Source organism: Pedobacter miscanthi, from assembly GCF_003315595.1.
Classification (GTDB): Bacteria; Bacteroidota; Bacteroidia; order Sphingobacteriales; family Sphingobacteriaceae; genus Pedobacter; species Pedobacter miscanthi.
This window is the reverse complement of record NZ_QNQU01000065.1, coordinates 1-1,735: the sequence shown is the minus strand read 5'-3', so window position 1 is coordinate 1,735 and position 1,735 is coordinate 1. Positions and strand designations below refer to the sequence as shown.

General features: G+C 44.4%; 1 protein-coding gene. It reads left to right on the top strand.

What is annotated here, in order from left to right:
• Positions 1–1,735: cadherin repeat domain-containing protein (locus DRW42_RS28950; protein WP_167437832.1), on the top strand; the 1,735-nt coding region annotated here is incomplete at both ends.

Genomic DNA, 1,735 nt, shown 5'->3' with positions numbered 1-1,735 from the left:
GGCCAAAGACGATGCCGGGTCGGCAAATTCGGTAACCGGTGGTACGGCTGTGGCAGATGTACTGGCTAACGATAATTACAACGGAAGTACAACTGCTCCAACTCTGGCCAATGTAACCATTACCAATGGCACGAATGATAGCAATGGAAAAGTAACACTTGATCCTACCACCGGCAAAGTAAGTGTTGCGGCGAATACCCCGGCTGACGTTTATACTTTAACTTATACCATCACCGATAAACTTGATGCTTCAAAATTCTCAACCGCTACGGTAAAAGTAACTGTTGCTTCAGGAACTTTAATAGCTAAAGATGATGCTGGAAGTGCTAACGGTTTAATAGGGGGGGTAGCGGTAACTAATGTACTGGCTAACGATAGTTACAATGGAACTACCGCCTCAGCAACTTTAAATGATGTAAATCTTTCGCAAATTTCTACTTCAAATCCTAACGTAACTTTAAATGTTGCAACGGGTCAGGTAGTAGTGGCACCGAATACCCCGGCTGGTGTTTATACCCTTGTATATGAAATTTCAGATAGATTAGATGTAAGTCAAACAAAACAAGCTACTGTAACCATAACTGTTTCAGCACCAGCGATGATTGCTACAGTTGATTCAGGAAATGCAAACGGTTATACCGGTGGCACCGCTGTAGAAAATGTATTGATCAACGATACCTATAACGGTAACACTGCCACTTTGAACGAGGTAAAATTAACTCAGGTTTCGACTACCAATGCTAACGTTACCTTAGACATCACCACTGGAAAAGTAACTGTGGCACCGAACACCCCGGCAGGTACTTACGAAGTTGTTTACCAGATCGAAGATAAACTGAACCCTGGTCAGACCAAAACCGCTACCGTAACCATAACCGTTTCAGCACCTACTTTGGTCGCTGTAAACGATTCAGGAAATGCAAACGGTTATACCGGCGGCACTGCTGTAGAAAATGTATTGGCGAATGATACCTACAATGGTAATCCTGCCACCCTGAACGAGGTAAAATTAACACAGGTTTCGACTACTGATCCGAAAGTTAGCCTTGATGTGGCTACCGGAAAAGTAATTGTGGCACCGAACACCCCGGCAGGTATTTACGAGGTTGTTTACCAGATCGAAGACAAACTGAACCCTGGTCAGACCAAAACCGCTACTGTAACCGTAACTGTTTCAGCTCCGGCGATGCTAGCTGTAAACGATTCAGGAAATGCAAACGGCTATACCGGCGGTACTGCTGTAGAAAATGTTTTAGCGAACGATACCTACAATGGTAACCCTGCCACTTTGAACGAGGTAAAATTAACTCAGGTTTCGACTACCAATGCTAAAGTTACCTTAGACATCACCACTGGAAAAGTAACTGTGGCACCGAACACCCCGGCAGGTACTTACGAAGTTGTTTACCAGATCGAAGATAAACTGAACCCTGGTCAGACCAAAACCGCTACCGTAACCATAACCGTTTCAGCACCTACTTTGGTCGCTGTAAACGATTCAGGAAATGCAAACGGTTATACCGGCGGCACTGCTGTAGAAAATGTATTGGCGAATGATATCTACAATGGTAATCCTGCCACCCTGAACGAGGTAAAATTAACACAGGTTTCCACTACTGATCCGAAAGTTAGCCTTGATGTGGCTACCGGAAAAGTAATTGTAGCACCGAATACCGCTGCTGGTACTTACGAAATTGTTTACCAGATCGAAGACAAACTGAACCCTGGTCAGACT